This is a genomic window from Streptomyces niveiscabiei (assembly GCF_033794345.1).
Lineage (GTDB): Bacteria > Actinomycetota > Actinomycetes > Streptomycetales > Streptomycetaceae > Streptomyces > Streptomyces niveiscabiei.
In genome coordinates this window covers 334,790-354,056 of the sequence record NZ_JARAYJ010000006.1, presented here as the reverse complement: position 1 = coordinate 354,056, position 19,267 = coordinate 334,790, and the positions used below count along the sequence as shown (strand labels likewise).

Genomic DNA, 19,267 nt, shown 5'->3' with positions numbered 1-19,267 from the left:
GTCATGTCAAGAATCGGGGAAGAGCTTCCGGTTGCCCGATGCGCGGCAAATCCGCTGACACGTACGGTCCGTTGCGTCGTGAAGATCGACATTGCCGTGTGAAGGAGCAAGCCTTGCCCAGGACGACAGGTTCACCGGGCGGCCCGAGACCCGACGGCCGCCTGAGACGCGGGTTGACCGCTCTGACCGCGGTGATCTCCGTCATCGTGGGTGTCACGGGCGCCGCACAGCCGGCCCACCGCCACGCGCAGCCGGGGTACACCCAGGTGAAGCCGGTTCCTGTGACGGCCGTGCGCTCGCACTACGGTCCCGCACGGCACCTCGCGAACTCGCCGTCGCCCAAGGTGACGTGGCCCAGCGGGGCGGCGGGGTTCAGCGAGCCGGCGTCCGGCACCCGGCTCAGGGCAGGCGGCCTGCCGATCTGGCTCACGCCCGCGCCCGAGAAGCCCGCGTCCGAGAAGCCCGCGCCCGGCAAGCCCGCGTCCGCCAAGACCTCGGCCGGGAAGGCAGCCGCTTCCTCGGTCAACTCCTCCGCCCCCGGCGCCACTTCGTCCTTCACGCACACCACCGCCCGCCTCCTCCCGCAGCGCACCGCCCGCTCCGCCGGAGTCGACGGCGTCCTCCTCCAGCTCACCGGCCTCCCCGAGTCGAAGTCCCAACTCGCCCTGGACTACCGCGACTTCACCGCCGCGTACGGCGCCGACTGGGGTGCGCGCCTGCGCCTCGTCCAGCTCCCCGCCTGCGCCCTCACCACCCCGACCCGCGCGGCCTGCCGTACCCAGACCCCCGTGGCCTCCACCAACGACACGAAGGCGCAGACGATCTCGGCGCCCCTCGCCCTCGCGCAGAGCGACGTCGTCATGGCCGCCACCGCCGCGCCCACCGGAGGCGGCGGCGACTTCACGGCCACCTCGCTGAAGGCGTCCGGCTCCTGGCAGGCCGGCGGCAGCACGGACGCGTTCACCTGGTCGTACCCGATCAGCGGCCCCGCCGTACCCGGTGGCCTGGCCCCCAATCTGGCCCTGGGCTACGACTCGCAGAGCGTGGACGGCCTCACCTCGTCGACGAACAACCAGGCGTCGGCCGTCGGCGACGGCTTCTCCCTGCCGAGCAACTACATCGAGCGCTCGTACGCCTCCTGCCACGACAACCCGGCGGGAACCACGCGGACTTGGGACAACTGCTGGTCCTCCGACAACCAGCTCACGCTGTCCCTGAACGGCACGGCCACGACCCTCGTCAAGGACGACACGACCGGCGCCTACCGCGCGCAGGGCGACTCCGACGAGCGGGTCGAGCGGCTGACCGGCGCCACCAACGGCGCCCAGAGCGGCGAGTACTTCCGGGTCACCACCTCCAACGGCACCCAGTACACCTTCGGCCTGAACCAGCTCCCCGGCTGGTCCTCCGGCAGCGCGGCCACGAACTCGGTGCTGACGGAACCCGTCTACGCCACCGCCTCCGGCCAGCCCTGCTACAACGCGACCTGGGCCAACTCCTGGTGCCAGCAGGGCTACCGCTGGATGCTGGACTACGTCAAGGACACCCACGGCGACGTGATGTCCTACTTCTACACCCCGACGACCGCGCACTACGCCCGCGACCTCGGCAAGACCGCCGACACCCCGTACATCCGCGACGCGGCCCTCGCGAAGATCCAGTACGGCCAGCGCGACGGCTCGGTCTACTCCACCAGCCCCGCCGCCCAGGTCACCTTCACCTACAACGGCCGCTGCGACACCTCCCCGACCGGCTGCGCGACCTCCACGCTGACCAGCTCGACCGCGTCCAAGTGGCCCGACGTGCCGTTCGACCTCGACTGCGCGAGCGGCGCGGCCTGCTCCGCCAACTCGCCGACGTTCTGGAGCGAGAACGAGCTGACGGGTATCCAGACGCAGGCGCTCGTCGGCACGACCGAGACGAACGTCGACGCGTGGGCGTTCACGTACTCGTTCCCCGCGACCGGGGACGCGACCACACCGTCCCTGTGGCTCGACTCGGTGACCCGGACCGGCCAGGACACCTCCGCCGGGGGCTCCACCGCGTCGCTCACCATGCCTCAAGTCACCTTCTCCGGCACGCCGTTGTCGAACCGCGTGGACCTGACCGACGGCTACCCGCCCATCACCCGCTACCGCCTCAACACCATCACCACCGAGTCCGGCGGCATCATCAGCGTCGGCTACTCGGCCCCGGCCTGCGGCGGCGGCACCCCGAGCGACGCGAGCCAGAACACCAGCCTGTGCTACCCGGGGTACTGGACGCCCACCGGGCAGACCGCGCCGATGCTGGACTGGTTCAACAAGTACGTCGTCACCACGGTCACCCAGCAGGACCCGACCGGCGGCGGCGTCAACGACACGATCGTCACCCGCTACACCCCCGTCGGCACGCCCGCCTGGCACCACGACGACAACCCGCTCACCCCCGCCGCCCAGCGCACCTGGGACCAGTGGCGCGGCTACGGCGGCATGAAGGTCAGCACCGGCACCGCGCCCGACCCGGTGACCGAGACCGACTACACCTACTTCCGCGGCATGGACGGCGACACCCTCGCCGGCGGCACCCGCTCGGCGTCCGTCACCGACTCCCGGGGCGACCCGGCGGTCACCGACTCACCCCAGTACGCGGGCCTGACGTACGAGGCGATCCTCTACGACGGCCGCGGCAGCGGAAAGGTCGTCAACGACACGGTCACCGCGCCCTGGAGCAGCGCCGCCACCGCCACCCACGCCCTGTCCGGCGGGCTCCCCGCGCAGAAGGCGTTCCTCACCGGCCAGAAGTCCGTTCAGGTCTACACCCCGCTCGCCTCCGGCTCCACCCGCGAGACCGAGACCGACTACACCCACGACGCGCACGGCCGCGTCACCCAGGCCGACGACAAGGGCGACGTCTCCACCACGGGCGACGACCTGTGCACCACCGCGACCTACGCCGACAACGCCTCCGCGTGGATCTACGACCTGGTCGACGAGACGAAGACGGTCTCCGTCAAGTGCGCGACCACCCCGACGCTCCCGGCCGACGCCGTCAGCGACAAGCGGGTCTTCTACGACGGCTCCAGCACCCTCGGCGCCGCCCCCACCGCCGGTGACCCGACCTCGACCCAGCAGGCCACCTCGTACAGCGGCTCCACCCCGGTCTACTCGACCATGTCCGCGCTCACCACGGACGTCTACGGCCGCCCCCTGACCAGCACCGACGCCGACCAGCGCACCACCACGACCGCCTACACCCCGACCACCGGCGCCGCGCCCACCGCCATCGTGTCCACCGACCCGATGGGCCAGACCCTCAGCCAGACGTACGACGCCTCGCGCGGCCTGATGCTGACGCAGACCACGGCCGCCGGGTACGTCACCAGGGCGCAGTACGACGCGCTGGGCCGCCGCACCGCCGTCTTCCGCCCCGGCATCACCGCCGCGACGGCCAAGTACACGTACGTACTGGCCGCCGGGAAGCCGAGCACCGTCACCACCCAGACCCTCGACGACGACGGCACCTACCGCAGCAGCGAACTCCTCATGGACGCGCTCCTGCGCCCCCGCGAGACGCAGATCGCGACCGTCGACGGCGGCCGGGACGTCACCGACACCGTCTACGACACGAACGGCTGGGTCGCCAAGACCACCGCCCCCTACTACGCGAGCGGCGCCCCCTCGGCGACCCTCGTGCAGGCCCAGGACGGCGACATCCCCTCGGAGACCGGCTTCACCTACGACGGCGCCGGCCGCAAGACCGTCTCCACCGCCTACGCCCTCGGCACCGCCACCTGGAACACCACCACCGTCTTCGGCGGGAACTTCACCACCACCATCCCGCCCAAGGGCGGCGTCGCCGAGTCCACGCTCACCGACGCGCGCGGACGCAGGACCGACCTGTACCAGTACCACGCGGGCGCCGCCGCCGACCCCGTCCACGACAGCGCCTCCGACTACTCCGACACGCACTACACGTACTTCCCCGACGGCCACCAGTCCGGCCAGACCGACCCCGCCGGCAACTCCTGGAGCTGGACCTACAACCTCCTCGGCGACCAGGTCACCGCCACCGACCCCGACGCGGGCGGCTCCTCGGCGACCTACGACAACGCCGGCCAGCTCCTGACGACCACCGACGCGCGCGGCGACCAGGCGACGTACGCGTACGACAAGGACGGCCGCCGCACCGCCGTCTACGACACCACCGGGGGCGCCACCGCGTCCGCCGCGAACCAGACGGCCTCCTGGACGTACGACACGCTGAAGAAGGGGTACCTGACCTCGTCCACGTCGTACCAGCTCGGTACGGGCAGCCCCTCCGTCACCAACGCCGTCCTCGGCTACACCAGCCTCGGCAAGGTCGCCGCCGTGAAGACCACGCTGGCCAACCTGCCGAGCAACCTCGCGCCCCTGGCACCCAGCGCCGGGTACACCCAGTCGTACACGTACAAGACCACCGGAACGCCGGCCACCAGCCAGTCCCCGGCGGGCGGCGGGCTCCCCGCCGAGACCGTCAACTACGGGTACGACCAGTTCGGCCGGCCCACCAGCCTGGCGAGCACCGGGACGACCGCGTGGACGTACGTCTCCGCCATCGGCTACGACGAGTACGGCGAGCCCCTCCAGTACTCCATGGGCCCCACGACCAGCTGGGTCGACCTCACTCTCCAGTACGACGCCCAGACCGGCCAGCCCACCGACGCGAAGACCACCGACTCCAGCAGCTCCACGGTCGTCGACGACACCGCGTACACCTGGGGCGACACCGACGTCTCCAAGGGCGCCGGGCTCCTCACCTCCGTCACCGGCAGCCGGTCCGGCACCCAGTGCTACGGCTACGACTGGGCCGCCCGCCTCACCGCCGCCTGGACCGCCACCGACAACTGCGCTTCCCCGGCGAGCAGTTCGACCGTCGGCGGGCCCGACCCCTACTGGCAGACCTGGACCTACACCGCCGACGGCCAGCGCGACACCCAGACCGACCACGGCGCCACCGACACCACCACGGCTTACCACTACCCGGCACCCGGCTCCGCGACTGACCAGCCCCACACCCTCACCAGCACCACCGGCCCCACCGCCGGCACCGCGTCCTACCACTACGACGCCTCCGGCAACACCACATCCATCCAGGGCGGCGCCCTCGGCGACCAGACCCTCACCTGGAACCACCAGAACCGCCTCGACACCGACACGACGTCCGGCGGCACGACCAGCTACCTCTACGGCCTCGACGGCGGCCTCGTCCTGCGCACCGACCCGGCCCAGGCCACGCTCTACCTCGGCGACGAGGAACTCGTCGAGAACCTCTCCACCAAGGCCGTCACCGGCACCCGCTACTACTCCATCGCCGGCACGACCGTCGCCGCGCGCTCCAGCAGCGGGAACATCCAGTACCTCATCCCCGACCGCCAGGGCACCGACTACCTGTCGGTCGACTACCAGACCCAGGCGGTGACCCGCCGCGAGTACCTCCCCTTCGGCGGCACCCGAGGCACGACACCCACGACCTGGACCGGCGACAAGGGCTACGTCGGCGGCACCACCGACACCGCCACCGGCCTCGTCAACCTGGGCCTGCGCGAGTACGACCCCCAGACCGGGCGTTTCATCAGCCGCGACCCGCAGTTGGAGACCACGGACCCCTCGCAGCTCACGGGGTACGACTACGCCGCGAACAACCCGGTGACGGGCAGCGACCCCACCGGGCAGAGCTGGTTCAGCTCGATCTCCAACGCGGTCTCCAGTCTCGCGGACACCGCGCAGCAGGTCATCGACCGGACGAACGGTCCCCTGGCCGCGCTGGGTGTCGGGGAACTGCTCATCGGCGCCGCGTCGGACGGGCTGGGCGGCGCGCTCATGGCCACCGGCATCGGGGCGCTCGGCCCCGGCGAGGCGCTGATCGCGGCGGGGACCGCGCTCGCCGTGTCCGGGAGCGCGACGGTGGCGTCGGCGGTCGCCGCGCCGAACATCGCGTACGCCGTGCAGAACGGGGACGGCGGCGGGGGCGGCGACGACGGGGGCGGATCGGACGGCGCGTCCTCGGGGGATCCGGACCGGGACAGGGACGCGCAGTCGCTGCGGCAGGAACACAAAGACGAACACGGCGAGCCGCAGCTCACTCTCGACAACGCCTACCGCGCGCTGGACGGCGCCCCGGAGGGGACCCGTGCCCGGGTGATGCCCAAGGAGAACGAGCTGACGAGCGCGCCGGGAGCCAAGGGGAAGGACAAGGTCAAGAACGCGGACCTCGAATACCTCGACCAGCAGGGTGACATCGTCGGCTACGGCGAGGTCAAGACCATCGGAGAGGCCGACGAGGGGAGGTTCACCGGCCAACTGGAGAGTGCCGTCAAGCAGTTGCGCTGGCGGCAGGACTGGAAGGGCGGCACAGAGGTGAACGAGATCTTCATCCAGGTCCCCGACCTGGCCGATCCTCCGGCGGTCAAGCAGTGGGTCCGCAGCTACCAGAACGCCCGCAGGGGCGGGGTGAAGTCGATCACCGGATACCGGCTGCGGGTCTACAACGAGAGCGGCGACAGCGTGGGCACGTTCGACCTGGGTACCGACTCCGACGGCGGCTATGTCGACAAGAACCACACCTACCATTCGTCGAACGGGTACACCTACTGAAATCCGAGGCACGGGCGGACCCGTCCCACCACGACGCGTCCGCCCGTTCCCCCATGCGAAAGGCGACTCCTTGTCCTCGACGCTCTACCGGGTGCGTGAGTCATTTCCTGACGCCCGCAGCGCTCTGGAACGGGCGCGCGCGATCATGCGCGAATCGGCGGACTGGGCTTCCCTCCCCACTCCCCGGATGAAACCGGTCGCCACGGCCGAGCAGTACGCGTACGCCCTGTCCGCCTTCGAGACCGCCCGCATCCACGGGAACCGGGCGGAGTCCGGCGTCGGGCTCTGGCTGGATGAAGTCCGGAGCCGGACCGTCGTCACGTTCGACAACGACAAGCCGGACGCGTGGTTCGCCGGCCATGTGAGGCTGCGCCCCGGCCTGGGCGACCTCTGGCCGCTGCCCGAGAGGCTGACTCTCACGCTGGACTCGACCGCGCCCTTCGGTGATCCCGGCAGCGAACCCGACCCCGACAGCACCGAGGAGGAACTGGATGACATGGTCTCCGTTCTCGGGCCGCTGTCTCTGGACGTGGACTGGGACTGCGGTTGGCGCGGCCTGTCCGAGGTCAAGGACTGCGGTGTGCAGCTCTGCCTGAACAGTGTCTGGACGCAGCAGATCGCCGTGCCGTCGCCCGGCGAGTTCGGCGTCTGGATCTCCCTCGGCAACCGCGTCGCCCGGACGGCCGAAGGCGAGCACTGGCGCCGGGACTGCGGACTCTCGCTGGGCGAACCGCAGCCGGGGTGGTGATCCGGGCGGCTCCCCGACGGCATGGTCCTCGTCCTCGGCCCTCCACCGTGTGCGCGAGCCCTTTTCTGCGTCGCGGACATCGGGCCGAGCCCCGGCCTCGTCGAACTCCGGCCGCCGCCCGAGGGCCTGTCCGAGTCCAAGGACTGCGGGGTCCGTCTTGAAAGGAACACTTCTTGGCCTCCACACTCTGGCCCGTACTCGAACCCTTTCCCGACGCCGGGAGCGCGTTGGCGCGGGCGCGGGCGATCATGCGCGACCTCGGCGACGGGTCCGCCCTCTGGTGGCCCGAACTGGAACCGATCAGTACGGCGGAGCAGTACGCGTACGCTCTGCGGACCTTCGACGCCGCCCGCCTGGTCGCGGACCGCGATCCCGTCGTCGTCTTCCCTTTCCTGAACGAACTGGAGCGGCGCGATGCCATCACGTTCGCAAGGCAACAGCCGGCGTTCTGCCTCGTGGCCGATCTGCACCTCGACCCGGGTCTCGGCGACCTCTGGCCGCTGCCCGAAGGCGTGACGGTCTTCCTCGACACCACTCGGCCCTTCGGTACGCCGGAGACCGAGTCCCATCACGCCTGTACGGAAGAGGAACTGGACCGGATGGTCGCGGTGCTCGGGCCGTTGAGTCTGGTCGCGGACTGGGGTTGCGACTGGCGGGGTCTGTCCGACACGAAGAACTGCGGGCTGCGGCTCTGTCTGAACGGTGCCCAGATGGATCAGCACAGCGAGGTGTCCCCCGGCGAGTTCGGTGTCTGGGTCGAACTCGGCAACCGTGTCGCCTGGGAGCCGGAGGGTGAGGCGTGGCGGCGGGAGTCGGGGTTGGTGCTGGGGGAGCCGAGGCAGGGGTGAGCCGGCCTGAGGGGGGCGCGAGGATGTGGGGTTCGCGCCGTACCCGGTGGGGCGATAAATCGTCATACTGGAGGGCGCCGGAAGGGCAACGACGGGGGCGGCGGGGCTGATGGCTGAGGCGAGGCTGGTCCAGGGGCGGTATCGGCTGCTGGAGCTCATCGGGCGGGGCGGGATGGGCGAGGTGTGGCGGGCGATGGACGAGTCGCTCGGGCGGCAGGTCGCCGTCAAGTGTCTGAAACCGCCCGGTCCGCAGCATGACGCGGGGTTCACCCGGATTCTGCGGGAGCGGTTCCGCCGGGAGGCCCGGGTCGCCGCCGGGTTGCAGCACCGGGGGGTGACCGTCGTCCATGACTTCGGGGAGTCGGACGGGGTGCTCTACCTGGTCATGGAGTTCCTCGACGGGCCCAACCTGTGCCAGATCCTCACCGCGACCGGCCATCGCCCGCTGCCCGTCGTGGACGTCGTCGACATCGCGGACCAGCTTGCCGCCGCGCTCTCCTACACCCACCGGCAGGGCATCGTCCACCGCGACCTGAAACCCGCGAACGTGGTCCGCCTCTCCGACGGCACCGCCAAGATCTGCGACTTCGGCATCGCCCGCCTCGGCCACGACATCGCCGCCACCTCCCGCCTGACCGGCACCGGCGTCGCCATGGGCACGCCGCACTACATGTCGCCCGAGCAGATCGGCGGCAGCGAGGTCGACCTCCGCAGCGACCTGTACTCCCTGGGCTGCGTCCTGTACGAACTCGCCACCGGCGCCCCGCCGTTCGCCATGGATGACCCCTGGGCCGTCCTCATCGCCCACCGCGACACCCCGCCCCGCCGCCCCAGCGCCCACCGCCCCGAACTCCCCGACCACCTCGACTGCATCATCCTCGACCTCCTCGCGAAGGAGCCGGCCGCCCGCCCGGGCGACGCGAGCGAAATCGTCCGCCGCATCGCCTCCGGGCGCGCGGCACCGGGGTACGTGCCTACGGTCGTGACGACGCAACCGGGGTTCACCGGCGGGGGTGTTGGGGCGCGGTGGGGTCAGGGTGGTGCCGGTGAGGGCGAACCGGGGCGGGGCGAGCGGCGTGGTGACGGGGGCGGGGTGCGGCAGAACGGGGGAGAGGCGGAGGCGGTCCGGCGCGGCCCGGGCACGGAAGCCGGCGAGGATGCCGAGGTGCTCCGGCGTGATCGCGCCGAAGGCGGTGGGGTGCGGTTGGCGGGTGAGGACGGTGGGGGGCTCTGGTCTGGCCCGCGCGCGGAGGGCGGTGGGGGCGAGGCGTGTGGGGGAGGGGTGGAGGTGTTCCGGCGTGGCCCGGGCACGGAGGTCGGTGAAGGTGCTGAGGTGCTCCGGCGTGATCCGTGTGCCGGAGGCGGTGGGGTGCGGTTGGCGGGTGAGGACGGTGGGGGGCTCTGGTCTGGCCCGCGCGCGGAGGGCGGTGGGGGCGAGGCGTGTGGGGGAGGGGCGGAGGCGTTCCGGCTCGTCGCGCGCACCGAAGCCGGTGAGCCGCGTCGACCTGAGGCGCTCTGGCGCGATCCGCGCACGGAAGGCGCGGAGGCGTTTCGGGGCGACCCGCGCGCGGGAGTCGGCGAGTCGCGTCGGCCGGAGGCGGGGCGTCGGGCCGGTGAGGCGGTCCGCGCTGGTGAGTTGCCGCGCGCTGGTGAGCCTGCTCGCTCCAGTGGCTTGCCCCACGCCGACGAGCGGCCCCGTGCCGGCGAGCAGCCCCGCTCCAGCGAGCCGCCCCGTGCCGAGCGTGCCGATCGTGCTGCCGTGAGTCCGTCCCAACAGCAGCCCCCAGCAAGGGCGTTCGGTATCGCCCCGCGCCCCGTCGATCCCCGTCTCCCGCTCTGGACCCGGGGCATGACCCAGGGCCCCAAAGCCACCGGCCCCCGCACCCCGCCGCCCCCGCCGACGCCCCTCTCCGGTACCTGGACGTCCCGCCCCGCCCTGGGGGTCGTCCCGAGTGCGGGCCCTCGGCAGCCTCCGTCGCCCGAGGAGTTGGCGGTCCTCGCGCGGCGCCATGACGCGGGGCTCAGGCTGGGTGGGCTGGGGCGTTGGGTCGAGGCCGGGGAGGTGCATCGTGCTGTTGCCGCCGAGCGGGCGCGGGTGTTGGGGGAGGAGCATCCCGATACGCTCGCGAGCCGGTACGAGGTGGCGTTCGTGTTGAGTCGTACCGGCCGGGCGCTGGACGCGTTGCGGGAGTACCAGCAGGTGGCGGCGGCCCGTGCGAGGAGCCTCGGGGACGACCATGCCGACACGCTCGCCGCGCGGCAGGAGACGGCGTACGTGCTGGGGCAGTTGGGGCGGCATCTGGAGGCGCACCAGATGTACACGACCGTCCTCGCGGCCCGCACGCGTGCGATGGGCGCCGATCACCCGGACACCCTGCGCTGCCGCCACAACCTCGCCTTCAACCTGGCCAGGCTGGGCCGGCTGACGGAGTCGTACCGGATGGCGCGCGAGGTCGCGGCGGCGAGGGCGCGGGTGTTGGGCGAGGAGCACCCGGACACGTTGGCGACCCGGCACGAAGTGGCGTACGCGCTGGGCCAGTTGGCGCGCTGGCCGGAGGCGCTGGGCGCGTTCCGGGAGGTCGCGCAGGCCCGTGCGCGGGTCCTCGGACCCGACCACCCGGACACGCTCGCCGCCCGCCACGAGACCGGCATCGCCCTGGGCCGGCTCGGGCGCGGCGCGGAAGCCCTGGCGCTGTACCGGGAGTTGACGCGGGACCGGACCCGCGTGCACGGCCCCGCGCACCCCGAGACGCTCCGCGCCCGGCACGGCCTCGGCGTCAACCTGGGCCGCCTCGGCCGCTGGGAGGAGGCGCTGGCCGAGTCCCGCGAGGTGCACGCGATCCGCGTCCGCGTCCTGGGCGAGGACCACGAGGACACCTTGGTCAGCCGCCGCGAGGTCGCCGTCGCGCTGGGCTGGCTGGGCCGCTGGCAGGACGCGCTGGCCCACTACCGGGAGATCGCCACGACCCGCGAACACCTCCTGGGCCCCGATCACCCGGACACGCTCACGGCCCGGGACGACGAGGCGCAGTGCCTGCGCTGCCTCGACGGCGGCCGGACGCGGGAGCCGCGGGTGCCGCACCGGCGCGGGGCCTGACCCCTCCGGGACGCGCCGAGTCCCTCCGGGGCGCGCTCCCGGAGGGACTCGGCACATCAGCGGATCACCCGGTGGACTACCAGGTGAACGCGCTCGACTGCGTGCTCGTCGCCGTGCAGTACGAGGTGAACGTGCCGCCCGCGTTGGTCACGACGAACTTGAGCGACCAGTTGGAGGCGCTCGGCGTACCCGCGAGGACCGCCGAGTCGGTGACGTCCCCGGCGGCCAGGGAGCCCGAGGACAGCGGGAGGGGGCCGAAGGACAGCGGGGCGCCCGTGGTCGCCGCCGGGTGGACGGCGCCGGAGAACTGCACCTCGGCGCCGGACGCCTTCTTCAGCTTCAGCGTCGTCGTCACGGAGTTCGCCGCGTACGGGAACTGCGCGACGATGTCCGTGGAGTCGAGCTTCACGGACTTGACGCCACCGGAGTCGGCCGCGGTGAGCTTGATCGTGCCGCTGCCCGCCGCGTCGCAGTTGTACGAGGCGGTCGCGGACGCCGGGGCGACGGCGACGGCCGAGCCGGCCAGCGCCAGGGACGCCGCGAGGGCGGTGACGGCGGAAGCGGTCAGGGTGAATCGGCGCGTCGACAAGCGGTTCATGTGGGGTGCTCCTTCTTGGCAGGTGCCGTATTCCTGAGAACTGGGCTGTGTGCGAGAGCCGGGCCCGGCGTCACGTACCGAGTACAACCCATGATTCTTTTCCGGCGATTGGCGATCACTTGGCACCGGACCGTCGGTGACGGAGCGTCGCGGAGTGTGAGAAGAGCGGAACGGCCCTGTCAAGATGCGTATCCGCCTTGTCAAGATCAAGCCATCTCCACAGAATGGCCATGCTGTGTCTTCGCGGGGGGCGGGACATTCACAGTCCTGGAAGGAGGCGGCATGACGGTCTGTCTGTCGTTTCAGGTGCTGGGCCCGCTCAAGGTGCGCGTGGACGGCCGGCCGCTGCTGCTGCGCAGCGCACGACAGCGCACCGTGCTCGCCGTGCTCCTGCTCACCCCCGGCCGCGCGGTCTCCGTGGACGCGCTCGCCGACGCCGTCTGGCACGGCCGACCGCCCGTCACCGCCCGCAACCAGATCGCCATCTGCGTCTCCGCGCTGCGCAAGACGTTCCGCGACGAGGCGGGCGTCGACGGCCTGATCGAGACCCAGCTCCCCGGCTACGTCCTGCACCGCGAGGGCCACTACGTCGACGTGGCCGACCTGTACGAGTCGGCCGCGGCGGCCCGCGCCGCCGCCGAGGCCGGGAAAGTGGACGAGGCCGCCGCCCGCTTCGAGGACGCCCTCGCGCTGTGGTCGGGGCCCGTGCTGGACGGCATGGACGACAGCGTGCTGAGCGGCGTCGTCGACCGGATCACCGAACTGCGCACCAACCTGACGGAGGAGTACGCCGCCGTCCAGCTCCGGCGGGGCCGCTACCGGTCGGTGGTGGAGTCCCTCGGCCCGCTCGTCGCCGAACACCCCCTGCGGGAGGACGCCCGCGCCGTCCTCATGCGCGCCTACCACCTCTCCGGCCGCCGCTCGGAGGCCCTCGACTGCTACCGCGAGGGCCGCCGCATCCTCGTCGCGGAACTCGGCGTCGAACCGGGCGCGGAACTGCGGGAACTGCACCGTACGGTCCTTGAGGGCGACGCCCGCGCCCAGCCGCACACCCCCTCCGTGCCGGCCCAGCGCCGCCCCGACACCGCGCGCCCGCACGACGAGCCCGGCCCACCGGGTACACCGGCCGGCATCCCCTTACCGCACGGCCTCACCGCCCCCGAACCCGCGCGCCCCCACCGGGAGACCGACCTCCGCGACACCCCCGAACCCGCCCCCACGCACGAGGAACCCGCCCTCTGGTACGGGCTCGCGAACCGTGCGCCCAGCCGCCCCCGGGAGGAGCCCGGCACACCCGCCCCGCCCCCCGAGGAGACCGCCGCACCCCTCGCGGGCGAGAGCGACGCGACCCGCCTCGGCTACCGGGCGCTGTCCCCTCAAGCCGCGCGCCTCTACCGGCAGGTGAGCATGCTGGACGTCCCCGACGTCCCCGAGTGGATCGGCTGCCCCGTCCTCGGCGTCACCCCGGACACCTCCGGGAGACTCCTGAACCGGCTCGTCGCCGCCGGGCTCCTGGAGGTCCGCGCCACCCGGGCCGGCACGACCCGCTTCCGCCTCCCCGGCGAGGCGCGCCGCTTCGCCCGGGACCGCTGCCTCGCCGAGGACACCCCGCAGGACCGCGAACAGACCCTGGACCGCGTCCTGACCGCCGTCCTCACCCTCGTGCACACCGCCCAGGAACAGCTCTACGGCAAGGGCGCGGGCCCCGCCCCCGCCGAACCGGTCCTCGGCGACACCGCCGGCGAACTCGTCGCCGACCCCATCGAATGGTTCGAGGACGAACGCGAGACGCTCGGCGCGCTCGTCGCCCAGGCCGTACGGGAAGGCCGCACCGAGCGCGCCTGGCACCTCGTCGCGGGCGCGGTCCCCTTCTACGAGACCCGCAACTACCTCGACGACTGGCGCCGCACCGCCGAACTCGCCCTCGACGGCGCCCGCCGCACCGGCGACACCCGGGGCGCGGGCACCATGCTCCGCTCCCTGGGCACCCTCGCCATCTACCAGCGCCGCCACCAGGAGGCCCGCGACCTCCTGCGCACCGCCCTCGACCACCTGGAGGACACCGACGACATCCAGGGCCGCGCCATCGTGCGCCGCAACCTCGCCGTGTGCGCCCGCTTCCTCGGCGACCTCGCCGAGGCGGCCCGCTGCTGCGAGGAGTCCCTCGTCCTGTTCCGGCGCGCCGAGGACAACTCCGGCCTCTCCCACGCGCTGGGCCTGCTCGCCCAGATCGAGATCGAACAGGGCAACCCCGAACGCGGCGTGAGCCTCAGCAACCAGGCCATCGAGGTCAGTTACGAGGCCGGGTCGCTGCGCAGCCGCACCCAGAACCTCTACCGGCTCGCCGAAGGACTGCTCGGCGCGGGGCGCTGCGCACAGGCCGAGCGGATCTGCCACGACGTGGTCGGCCTCGCGCGCGGCCAGGGAGACCGGCTCGGCGAGGCGCACGGCCTGTGCGCGCTCGGCGAGGCGCAGTGGCGGCAGGACGAACCCTGCAAGGCCCGCGCCGGACTGCTGCGCGCGCTGCGCCTCGCCCAGGAGGTCGGCGACCGCTTCCTCCAGGCCAGGATCGTCGTCCACCTCGCCTGCGCCGAAGCCGTACGCGGCGGCCCCGGCGCGGGCGAGCCCCTGGACTGGGCCCAGCGGGAGTTCCGCACCCTCGGCGCACCCGCCTGGGAGCGGCGGGCGGGACGGCTGCGCGAGGTCCTCGGCGCACAGGACGCGTCCCGCCCGGTCGAGGGGTCGCTCCTGGCCGGACTGCTCGCCGACCGCTGACCCGCCGGCCGTCAGGTCCAGGGCAGGTCGTCCTCGGACACGCTGACGCTGGTCCACGGCAGGTCTCCGGTGGTGTCCGCCGTGATGCCCACGACGAGCAGCAGCGGAAGGAAGATGAGGGCACCCGCGAGTGTTCGGTGCTTACGCATATCTGATTCTCCCCGTTGAGTATTCCTGTTGTGGTGCTCGTTGATCTGTGGTGCTCGTGAAGCATCCTAGAGGGGCGCGCTTTTGGCGCGATTTCGACGCCGTTTCGCCCCTCGAAATCCACTCGATAACGAGGGAAAAGCGGCGGCTCATAGAGTGAGGAGCGCTCAGCAAGTCGTTTCGCGGGGGAGGCTGAACTTTGCTGAACTCCGCTGGAGTGCTCACATTCCGGCTGCTCGGCCCGGTCTCCGTGACCAGGGAGGGCTCGGACGTCCCGCTCTCCGGAGCCAAGATCCACACCGTACTCGCCGTGCTGCTGATGGCACGCGGCACACTCGTCGCCGACAGTCGGCTCAGCGCCGCGCTCTGGGGGGATACACCGCCACCGACCTCGAATTCACAGATCTACACCCATGTCTCACGGCTCAGGAAAACCCTGGGGAATTGCGCGCGGATCTTCCGGAAAGGACCCGGATACGTGCTCGAGGTCCGGGAGGCCGACGTCGATCTGTTCTCCTTCGAACGGCTCGACCGGCTCGGCCGCGAGGCCCTTGAGCAGAACCGGCCCGAGGAGGCCGGACGGCTGCTCGGCGGGGCGCTCGACTGCTGGAGCGGCCAGGCCCTGGAGAACGTGACCGAACACCTCCTGCAATACGAGCGGCCCCGGCTGGAGTTCCGTCGGACGCAGGCGCTGGAGCGCCGGATCGAGGCGGACCTCTCGCTCGGCCGGCACCGCGCCCTCGTCCCCGAACTCCTCGCCCTGGTCGCCCGGTTCCCGCTGGACGAGACCCTGCGCGCCCACCTCGTCACCGCCCTGCACCGCTCCGACCGCCAGGCCGAGGCCGTCCAGGTGTACGACGAGGGCCGCCGCGTCCTCGCCGGGCAACTCGGCGTCGTACCCGGCCGCCGGCTCGGCGACGCGTACCTGCGGATGCTGCGCGGCGACACCGCCGAGCCGCCGCCCGTGCTGCTGCCCCCTCGGTGCGCCGCGTTCACCGGCCGCACCGCCGAGGCGGACCGCCTCAGGTCGCTGCTCCTGGGCGCCCGCCTCAGGTCGGCCCTGATCACGGGCCCGCCCGGCACCGGCAAGACGGCCCTCGCGACCGAGGTGGCCCACGGCTGCGCGGAGGCGTTCCCGGACGGCGTCGTCCACGCGACCCTCCGCCACCCGGACGGCACGGCGCGGGCACCCACGGCCGTCCTCGCCGAACTCCTCGACGCACTGGGGGAGTTACCTGAAGGGGAACCGGTGGGCACCGGCCCACTCCAGCTCGACGACCTGGTCCGTCGCTACCGTGCCCGTCTCGCCGGTGCCCGGCTCCTCGTCGTCCTCGACGACGCGGTGGACGACGCGCAGCTCACCGCCCTGCTCCCGGCCGGCCCGGACAGTGCCCTGCTCGTCACGGGGCGGGGCCCGCTGGCGGGCGTACCGGCGCCCCACACGCTCACCCTCGGGCCGCTGGACGACGAGGACGCCGTCCGGCTGCTCGCGGAGGCGGCCGGCGCCGAGCGGATCGGCGCCGAACCCGACGCCGTCCGCGACCTCGTGCGGCACTGCGCGGGGCTGCCGTCGGCGCTGAGCGGCGCGGGCGCCCGGCTGGCGCGGCGCCCCCGGCTCACGGTGGCCCGCCTCCTCGCCCAGCTCACCGAGCCCGGCACCCGACCGACAAGCACCCGACCGGCAAGCACCAGACAAGCAAGCACCAGACAAGGAAGGTGACCGCGATGAACGAAGCGGTGCACGCCCTCCACTCGGCCATCGAGGAAGCGGCCGGGCTCTTGGAGGTGGACTACGAACGCGACGACGTGCTGCGCGTTCTGGACCTGTACGGAGGTGAACTCGCCGATGCCGTGGTCGCGTTCCGCGTGTCGACCGGCGAGGGCCGGGCGGGCGAACTGGACTGCCGGTTCACGATCCCCGACGGCCTCGACCCTTACCGGCTCGCGGTCGACAACGGGCTGCTGGAGAAGGACGAGCACCCTGTCTCCCGGCTCCTCGCCGACCTGAGCGAGCGCTGCCCCGTCGACGGTTACGGCATCGACTTCGGTGTGGTGGGCGGCTTCAAGAAGATCTGGGCCGTCCTGCCCCGCACCCGGCTCCAGGACGTCAGGACGCTCGCCGACCTCCCCTCGATGCCGCGCAGCCTCGCCGCGAGCCTCGGCTTCATCGACCGGCACGGCCTCGGCGACACGGTCGGCCTGCTCGGCGTCGACTACCGCCACCGCACCGTCAACATCTACTTCGGCGAACCCCCCGCCGGAGGCATCGCGCCGGAGTCCGTCCGGGCCATGCTCCGCGAGGTCGACCAGGCGGAACCCAGCGAGCAGATGCTCCGCCTCGGCCGCCAGGCGTTCGGCGTGTACGTGACCCTCGACTGGGACTCCCCGGCGATCACCCGCGTCTGCTTCGCCGTCGCGACGACCGACCCGGCCTCCCTGCCGGTCCGGCTCGACGACCGCATCCGGACGTTCGTGCGGCACGTCCAGGGCGCCGACCCGGAGACCCGGTTCGTGTACGCCGTCGCCTCCCAGCCCGACGGCGAGTACTACAAGCTCCAGTCCTACTACCGGTGGGGCGCGGGCGTGCCGGACATCATGCAGCTCCCCGACGGCGCCCTCGCGGACCCGGTCTGACCTCCCTCTTTCTCCCTTACCAACTCCCTTCAGAAGGACGTTTCATGAGCACCGTGGAAGTACCTGTCCTGATCGTCGGAGGCGGCGGTTCCGGTCTCTCCGCCTCCGTGTTCCTCTCCGCCCACGGCATCGACCACCTCCTCGTCGAGCGCCGCGCGGACACCTCGCGCTTGCCGAAGGCGCACTACCTCAACCAGCGCACGATGGAGATCTTCCGCCAGTACGGCCTGGTGGACGACGTGACCGAACTCGCCGCCGGGCCCGAGCAGTTCGGCAAGGTCCGCTGGCAGACCACGCTGACCGGACCCGGCCCGCTCGACGGGCGCGTCATCCACGAGATGGACGCCTTCGGCGGCGGCGAACTGCGTGACGCGTACGAGGCGGCGGGCCCCGTGCTGCCCGCCAAGCTGCCGCAACTGCGCCTGGAGCCGATCCTGCGCCGCCACGCCGAGCAACAGGGCCCCGGGCGGGTCAGGTTCGGGCACGAGGTGGTCGCGCTGACCGAGAACGCCGAGAACGTCACCGCCGAGATCCGCGACACGGAGACCGGCGAGACGACGACGGTCGTCGCGCAGTACGTGATCGCCGCCGACGCGGGCCGTACCGTCGGACCCGCCCTCGGCATCCGGATGGAGGGCCTGCCCGCCCTGTTCGACGCGACCACCGCGTACTTCTCCGCCGACCTGTCGCAGTGGTGGACCGAGGGCTCGGTCATCACCTGGTTCCTCAACCCCTACCGCCCCGACCTGTCGAGCGCCCTCATCGAGATGGGCCCGACCTGGGGCAAGAGTTGCGAGGAGTGGGGCCTGCACCTGCCGCTGGCCGGTATCGACCGCACCGACGAGGCGGCCGTCATCGGCCGGATCCGCGAGGTGCTGGGCCTGCCCGAGCTGGAGCTGACCCTGCACGACGTGACGAGCTGGAGCGTGGAGGCGGTCATCGCCGAGCGCTACCGGCAGGGCAGGGTGTTCCTGGTCGGCGACGCCGCCCACCGGCAGCCCCCGGCCGTCGGGCTCGGGCTCAACAGCGGCATCCAGGACGCGCACAACCTCGCCTGGAAGCTCGCCTCCGTGGTGACGGGCCGCGCGGGAGACGGCCTGCTCGACACGTACGAGGCCGAACGCCGCCCGGTCGGCCAGTTCAACCTGGGCTGGGCGATGTCCGCCGCCGGACACCACCAGGTCGTCATCGACGCCGCCGTGGGCCTCGGCCCGCACGTGCCGCCGGAGCGCCGTACCGTCGCGTTCTTCTCCTACTTCTCGCCGACCCCCGTCGGGGCGGCGCAGCGGGCCCGGGCGGCGGAGATCTTCGCGACCCACCGGGCCGAGTGCCAGGCCCTCGACGTGGAGACCGGCTTCGCCTACGAGCAGGGCGCGGTCGTCCCCGACGGCAGCGCACCGCCCGCCCGTTCACCGCTCGGCGACGTGTACCGGCCCACCACCCGCCCCGGCCACCTCCTGCCGCACGCCTGGACCGGGCGCGACGGCGAGCGCCGCTCCACCCACGACCTGGTCGGCACCGGCTTCGCGCTGCTCACCGGAGCGGACGGCACCGCCTGGGCCGAGGCCGCCGAGCAGGTCGCCGACAAGCTGTCCGTCCCGCTGACCGTGACCCGCCTCGACGAGGCCGCCTGGCAGTCCCTGCCCGGCACCGGTGCGGGGGGCGCCGTGCTGGTCCGCCCCGACCAGCACGTCGCCTGGCGGGCGACCGGCACCGAGGCCGACCCGGCCGGCGCCCTGGCCGAGGCGTTCGCCCTCGTCCTCGGCCACCGCGCCCCGTGACCCGCCGCCCGACCGCTCCGCCTCA

General features: G+C 72.5%; 10 protein-coding genes and 1 pseudogene. 9 read left to right on the top strand and 2 right to left on the bottom strand.

Annotated elements, in window-relative coordinates:
* The first annotated feature begins 173 nt into the window (after positions 1-173).
* The 4 genes from PV682_RS11415 (at position 174) to PV682_RS11400 (ending at position 11,307) form a co-directional block, all read left to right on the top strand.
* Positions 174-6,614 (top strand): RHS repeat-associated core domain-containing protein, encoded by a 6,441-nt coding sequence (locus tag PV682_RS11415; protein ID WP_319726884.1) that lies wholly within the window; start codon positions 174-176, stop codon positions 6,612-6,614.
* A gap of 70 nt (positions 6,615-6,684) precedes the next feature.
* The gene (locus PV682_RS11410; RefSeq protein WP_319726882.1) at positions 6,685-7,362 is read left to right on the top strand and encodes a hypothetical protein; all 678 of its coding nucleotides are present in this window, start codon (positions 6,685-6,687) and stop codon (positions 7,360-7,362) included.
* Positions 7,363-7,535: 173 nt separating this feature from the next.
* Positions 7,536-8,210 carry a hypothetical protein gene (locus tag PV682_RS11405; protein ID WP_319726880.1) on the top strand — a complete coding sequence of 225 codons (675 nt, stop codon included), beginning with the start codon at positions 7,536-7,538 and terminating at the stop codon, positions 8,208-8,210.
* A gap of 109 nt (positions 8,211-8,319) precedes the next feature.
* Complete coding sequence (locus tag PV682_RS11400; RefSeq protein ID WP_319726878.1) at positions 8,320-11,307, top strand: serine/threonine-protein kinase; 2,988 nt, start codon at positions 8,320-8,322, stop codon at positions 11,305-11,307.
* 76 nt (positions 11,308-11,383) lie between these two features.
* Here PV682_RS11400 and PV682_RS11395 read toward each other — a convergent pair whose 3' ends face one another.
* A complete protein-coding gene (locus tag PV682_RS11395; RefSeq protein ID WP_319726876.1) occupies positions 11,384-11,905 on the bottom strand; it encodes a hypothetical protein in 522 nt (173 codons plus the stop codon).
* A gap of 282 nt (positions 11,906-12,187) precedes the next feature.
* Between PV682_RS11395 and PV682_RS11390 the strand changes: the two genes are divergently transcribed.
* On the top strand, positions 12,188-14,680 hold the full coding sequence (locus tag PV682_RS11390; protein ID WP_319726874.1) for a BTAD domain-containing putative transcriptional regulator: 2,493 nt from the start codon (positions 12,188-12,190) through the stop codon (positions 14,678-14,680).
* A gap of 11 nt (positions 14,681-14,691) precedes the next feature.
* On the opposite strand, the gene PV682_RS11385 is transcribed toward PV682_RS11390, so the two are convergent.
* On the bottom strand, positions 14,692-14,829 hold the full coding sequence (locus PV682_RS11385; RefSeq protein ID WP_159051838.1) for a hypothetical protein: 138 nt from the start codon (positions 14,827-14,829) through the stop codon (positions 14,692-14,694).
* Positions 14,830-15,044: 215 nt separating this feature from the next.
* Between PV682_RS11385 and PV682_RS44300 the strand changes: the two are divergent.
* The 4 genes and pseudogenes from PV682_RS44300 to PV682_RS11370 form a co-directional block, all read left to right on the top strand.
* Positions 15,045-15,266: pseudogene (locus PV682_RS44300) on the top strand (AfsR/SARP family transcriptional regulator); the annotation flags it as partial.
* A 39-nt stretch (positions 15,267-15,305) separates the two neighbouring features.
* Positions 15,306-16,547 (top strand): BTAD domain-containing putative transcriptional regulator, encoded by a 1,242-nt coding sequence (locus PV682_RS11380; RefSeq protein ID WP_319726870.1) that lies wholly within the window; start codon positions 15,306-15,308, stop codon positions 16,545-16,547.
* A gap of 5 nt (positions 16,548-16,552) precedes the next feature.
* The gene (locus tag PV682_RS11375) at positions 16,553-17,461 is read left to right on the top strand and encodes an aromatic prenyltransferase (protein WP_319726868.1); all 909 of its coding nucleotides are present in this window, start codon (positions 16,553-16,555) and stop codon (positions 17,459-17,461) included.
* 44 nt (positions 17,462-17,505) lie between these two features.
* Positions 17,506-19,242: an FAD-dependent monooxygenase gene (locus PV682_RS11370; protein WP_319726865.1), complete on the top strand. Its 1,737-nt coding sequence runs from the start codon at positions 17,506-17,508 to the stop codon at positions 19,240-19,242.
* Positions 19,243-19,267 lie beyond the last annotated feature (25 nt).

Coding starts and splice junctions, on each gene's coding strand:
- PV682_RS11385 (WP_159051838.1), bottom strand. CDS start 14,829: ATGCGTAAGCACCGAACACTCGCGGGTGCCCTCATCTTCCTTCCGCTG.
- PV682_RS11370 (WP_319726865.1), top strand. CDS start 17,506: ATGAGCACCGTGGAAGTACCTGTCCTGATCGTCGGAGGCGGCGGTTCC.
- PV682_RS11390 (WP_319726874.1), top strand. CDS start 12,188: ATGACGGTCTGTCTGTCGTTTCAGGTGCTGGGCCCGCTCAAGGTGCGC.
- PV682_RS11395 (WP_319726876.1), bottom strand. CDS start 11,905: ATGAACCGCTTGTCGACGCGCCGATTCACCCTGACCGCTTCCGCCGTC.
- PV682_RS11375 (WP_319726868.1), top strand. CDS start 16,553: ATGAACGAAGCGGTGCACGCCCTCCACTCGGCCATCGAGGAAGCGGCC.
- PV682_RS11400 (WP_319726878.1), top strand. CDS start 8,320: ATGGCTGAGGCGAGGCTGGTCCAGGGGCGGTATCGGCTGCTGGAGCTC.